The following is a 4,241-nucleotide window of genomic DNA, read 5'->3' on the forward strand; positions in this document are numbered from 1 at the left end:
TCTGTGGAGGTGAACCATGATCACGCCCACTCCACTCTACCCCGGGGCAAAGGTCGCCCTGGTCTGCGCCTCCTCCGCGGTGCCGGAGGAGCGCCTTGCCCCCGCCGTGGAGGCGGTGCGCGCCCTGGGCCTCCAGCCGGTGGTCTACCCCTCCTGCTATTATGAAAACCGCCACGGCTACTTCGCCGCCGACGACGCCCAGCGGGCCGGGGACCTCCAGTCCGCCTTTGCCGACGACACCATCGCCGGGGTGCTGGCCATCCGGGGCGGCTACGGCGCCCACCGCCTCCTCCCCCTGCTGGACCTGGACGCCATTGCCCGCACGCCCAAGCTTTTCTGCGGCTACAGCGACGTCACCGCCCTCCATACCGCTTTCAACCAGTGCTGCGGCTTCGTCACCTTCCACACTCCCATGCCCTCCACCGAATACTATCAGCCCGTGGACGGCTACACCGCGGCCTGCCTCCGCCGCGCCCTCTTCGGCCCGGTGGAGGGCCCCCTGGAGAATCCGGAGGGCATGGCCATGACCGCGCTTCAGAGCGGCTCCGCCGCCGGGCTCCTCTGCGGCGGGAACCTCTCCCTGCTGTGCGCCTCCCTGGGCACCCCCTGGGAGATTGACACCCGGGGCAAGCTTCTGTTCCTGGAGGACATCGGTGAGCAGACCTATCGGGTGGACGCCATGCTCACCCAACTGCGAAACGCCGGTAAATTCGACGACTGTGCCGGCGTGCTGCTGGGGGCTTGGACCGACTGCGTGCCTGAATACCCGGAACGCACCCTCACGCTGCCGGAGATCTTCTCTGAGCTCATTGTCCCCGCGGGAAAGCCGGTGCTCTCAGGCCTTGCCTGTGGGCACACCCTGCCCACCATGTCCCTGCCCCTGGGGGCCCGGGCGGCCATGGACACCGAGCTACGCCGAGTGGAGGTGCTCTCCCGATGATACCTGCGGAACTCAACGCCTATCTGGCGGCCGAGATCGCCGCCTTTCCTGGCAAGACCTCCCTGCTGGTGGCCGATCTCCCCACCGGCGCGGTCCGTCATGCCTGGCAGCCGGAGGAGCCGGTCCCCTCCGCGTCCACCATCAAGGTCCCCATCCTCCTGGCCGCCCTGGAGGAGGTGCGTCTGGGCCGGCTCTCCCTGGAGCAGCGGGTGGCGCTCCCCGCCGCGGCTCTGCTGCCCGACACCGAGGTGTTTGACCGGGGGGAGACGGACTGCTCCCTGTGGGAGCTTCTCTATTGGATGACGGCCCTCAGCGACAATACCGCCACCAATGTGATCCTGGACCTGTTGGGCCTGGACGCCGTCAACAGGTACGCCACCCGGGTGCTGGGGCTCCGGCACACCGTCTGCCGCCGGAAAATGCTGGACGCCGCCGCCGCGGCTGCCGGGCGGGACAACCGGACCTCCGCCGCCGACCAGTGCCGCCTCTACCGGCAGCTCTGCCTGGGACGGCTGCTGACCCCCCGTCTCACGGAGACCGCCCTGGATCTGCTCCGCCGTCAGCGGTGCATGGACGCCGCCCTGCGTTATCTCCCCTACCCGGTGGACTTCGCCCACAAGACCGGCGAGCTGGACGGCGTGACCCATGACGCCGGGGTATTCTTTCAGGGGAGCGGGGGCTACTACCTGGGAATCTTCACCTGGGAGGGCCCCAGCCCCGACGGCGACCCGGAACAGAAGCGCTACATCGGCCGCCTGGCCCGGGCCATCTATGAGACTTATCTGTGAGGTGCTGTTATGAAAGCCATCGTCACTTCCCCCATCTGCCCCCTGATGACCCGGCCCTCCCACCAGTGCCGGCGCGGGGATGAGGCCCTCTTCGGCATGACCCTGGAGGTGCTGGAGGACACCCGCACCGGCTGGTATCAGGTGGAGGCCCCCTACCGCTACGGGGGCTATGCCCCGGCGGACTGCCTTCTCTTCGGGGACAGCGGCGTCCGCCGCTGGGCCGACCTTCCCAAGCAGGTGGTCTGCAAGGCCATCTGCGACGTGCTCTCCGGCCCCGCCGTGGAGTTCTGGCCCCTGGTCACCCTGACCCGGGGGGCGCTGGTCTCCCCCGTCGGAGCGCCCGACGAAAAGGGCTGGCAGCGGGTGGTCCTCCCCGACGGCCGGGAGGGGTATACAAAATGTAGTTTTCTCGGCGAATATTACAAAAAGCCCTTTCCTGCCGAGGAGAACGCCTTTCGGGCTGCGGTCACCGCCACCGCCCGCTCCTATCTGGGTGTCCATTACCGCTGGGGCGGCAAAACCCCCATGGGCATCGACTGCTCCGGCCTCACCTCCATGAGCTACCTGCTCAGCGGCGTGGTCATCTACCGGGACGCTGAGATCCGGGAGGGCTTCCCCGTCCACCCCATCCCCCGCTCCTCCATGCGCCCCGGCGACTTGCTGTACTTCCCCGGGCACACGGCCATGTATCTGGGGGAGGGCAGGTATATCCACTCCACCGCCCGCTGCGGCAGCGACGGCGTGGTGATCAACAGCCTCCGCCCGGAGGACCCGGATTACCGGGAGGATCTGGACAAGGGCATGACCGCCGTGGGCAGTATTTTTTGACGGAGCACCCCGCCCGGGCTCCCGCTTCGCGCGGTCTTTCTTGACAGCACGGCGCCGGGGCTGGTATACTTGCCTCCCATCCCATGTTCAGAAAGGAGCTTGTATGGGCTTTTCCATTGAGACCGGCGTCTCCGCCGTCACCGTCTTTCTCCAGGGGGTTCTGAGCTTTTTCTCCCCCTGTGTCCTGCCCCTGGTTCCCCTCTATATCGGCTATCTCTCCGGGGGTGCCAGGACCGTGGAGCCGGACGGCTCGGTCCGCTACCGCCGGAGGCGGGTGCTGGGGAACACCTTTTTCTTCGTCCTGGGGGTGTCCTTCGCCTTCTTCCTTCTGGGCCTGGGCTTTACCGCCGCGGGCCGGTTCTTCTCCCGGTATCAGTCCCTCTTCACCCGGGCGGGCGGCATCCTGGTGGTCCTCTTCGGCCTCTACCAGCTGGGCATTCTTGGGCAGTCCCGGCTCATCGCCTCCGAACACCGCCTCCCCTTCCGGCTGGACCGCTTCACCATGGGGCCACTGGCCGCCCTGCTGCTGGGTTTCACCTTTTCCTTTGCCTGGACTCCCTGCGTGGGGCCCGCCCTGGCCTCGGTGCTGCTGCTGGCCTCCTCTGCCTCCTCTGCGGCCAGGGGGTTTGCCCTCATCGGGCTCTATACCCTGGGCTTCACTCTGCCCTTTCTGGCCGTAGGCCTCTTCACCGGCACTTTGCTGGACTTTTTCAAACAGCACCAGAAGGTGGTGCGGTATACCGTCAAGGCGGGCGGCGTCCTCATGGTGCTCATGGGCGTCATGATGTTCACCGGTTGGATGAACGGCGTGTCCTCTTACCTTTCCCGCTTCGGCGCCGCCGGGACGCCTCCGGCCGCCGGGAGCCCGTCCTCTCCCGCCGTCACGGCCTCCCCCACGCCTTCGCCCTCCGTCCATCCGGAATCCACGGCCTCCCCGGCCCCGGTTCCGGCCCCCGACTTTACCCTGTACGACCAGAACGGCGTGGAGCACACCCTGTCCGACTACCAGGGCAAGACCGTCTTTCTCAATTTCTGGGCCACCTGGTGCCCACCCTGCAAGGCGGAGATGCCCGACATCCAGGCCCTCTATGAGGACTGGGGGGAGAACGGCGGGGAGGTGATCGTCCTGGGGGTGGCCAATCCCAAGACCGACGATTTCCTCTATAACCAGGACGTCACCCGTGAGGAGGTGGAGACCTTCCTCAGTGACGGCGGCTACACCTATCCGGTGGTGATGGACCTCACTGGGGACGTCTTTTCCGCCTATGGCATCCGCGCCTTCCCCACCACCTTCATGATCGCCCCGGACGGCAGCGCGTTCGGCTATGTCCAGGGGGGCATCAGCCGGGAGATCATGGACAGCATTGTAGAGCAAACCCGCACCGGCGTCCGCGAAGAGCAAAAATAGACCGGCCTTGCCGGCGTTAAAAACAGCATTGTGCCGAGGGCCTGTCGATAAAATCGACAGGCCCTCGCGCGCATCATTTGATCGGGAAGGTTAAATACCGCACTTGCGGCCTGAGCAGTGTTTCTTCCGACGCGCGTGTCGCCGGAAAAAACAGATCGGACCTGATTCCGCCGTCCGCGGACGGCGGAACTCTGCGAGGCTTTCTTGCATAAAACCCAGCGCATCCGCTTTCTTGACGCCTGACAGCAGTGTGCCCGGACGGAATCCACCGTCCGGC

General features: G+C 66.4%; 5 protein-coding genes. 4 read left to right on the forward strand and 1 reads right to left on the reverse strand.

Annotated features, from left to right (window positions below):
- The first annotated feature begins 16 nt into the window (after window positions 1-16).
- The 4 genes from ABUA09_RS08590 to ABUA09_RS08605 all read left to right on the forward strand — a co-directional run bounded on the left by ABUA09_RS08590 (window position 17) and on the right by ABUA09_RS08605 (window position 3,964).
- A complete protein-coding gene (locus ABUA09_RS08590; RefSeq protein ID WP_349949307.1) occupies window positions 17-940 on the forward strand; it encodes a S66 peptidase family protein in 924 nt (307 codons plus the stop codon).
- Window positions 937-1,728 (forward strand): serine hydrolase, encoded by a 792-nt coding sequence (locus ABUA09_RS08595; protein WP_195614378.1) that lies wholly within the window; start codon window positions 937-939, stop codon window positions 1,726-1,728. Before ABUA09_RS08590 ends, ABUA09_RS08595 begins: the two co-directional genes overlap by 4 nt.
- A 9-nt stretch (window positions 1,729-1,737) precedes the next feature.
- The gene (locus ABUA09_RS08600; protein ID WP_279202256.1) at window positions 1,738-2,556 is read left to right on the forward strand and encodes a C40 family peptidase; all 819 of its coding nucleotides are present in this window, start codon (window positions 1,738-1,740) and stop codon (window positions 2,554-2,556) included.
- A 103-nt stretch (window positions 2,557-2,659) separates the two neighbouring features.
- Entirely contained in the window at window positions 2,660-3,964 is a 1,305-nt protein-coding gene (locus ABUA09_RS08605) for a redoxin domain-containing protein (RefSeq protein WP_279202255.1), read from the forward strand.
- 90 nt (window positions 3,965-4,054) lie between these two features.
- On the opposite strand, the gene ABUA09_RS08610 is transcribed toward ABUA09_RS08605, so the two are convergent.
- Window positions 4,055-4,241, reverse strand: a 187-nt coding sequence (locus ABUA09_RS08610; protein WP_349949308.1) for a hypothetical protein, incomplete at its 5' end; no start/stop codon positions are given.

It is taken from the genome of Intestinimonas sp. RTP31139st1_F5_RTP31139_211217 (assembly GCF_040226735.1).
GTDB classification, from domain to species: domain Bacteria; phylum Bacillota; class Clostridia; order Oscillospirales; family Oscillospiraceae; genus Intestinimonas; species Intestinimonas butyriciproducens.

Bases quoted from the DNA above. Each gene is read 5' to 3' on its own strand.
- ABUA09_RS08590 (WP_349949307.1), top strand. From the start codon at position 17: ATGATCACGCCCACTCCACTCTACCCCGGGGCAAAGGTCGCCCTGGTC.
- ABUA09_RS08595 (WP_195614378.1), top strand. From the start codon at position 937: ATGATACCTGCGGAACTCAACGCCTATCTGGCGGCCGAGATCGCCGCC.
- ABUA09_RS08600 (WP_279202256.1), top strand. From the start codon at position 1,738: ATGAAAGCCATCGTCACTTCCCCCATCTGCCCCCTGATGACCCGGCCC.
- ABUA09_RS08605 (WP_279202255.1), top strand. From the start codon at position 2,660: ATGGGCTTTTCCATTGAGACCGGCGTCTCCGCCGTCACCGTCTTTCTC.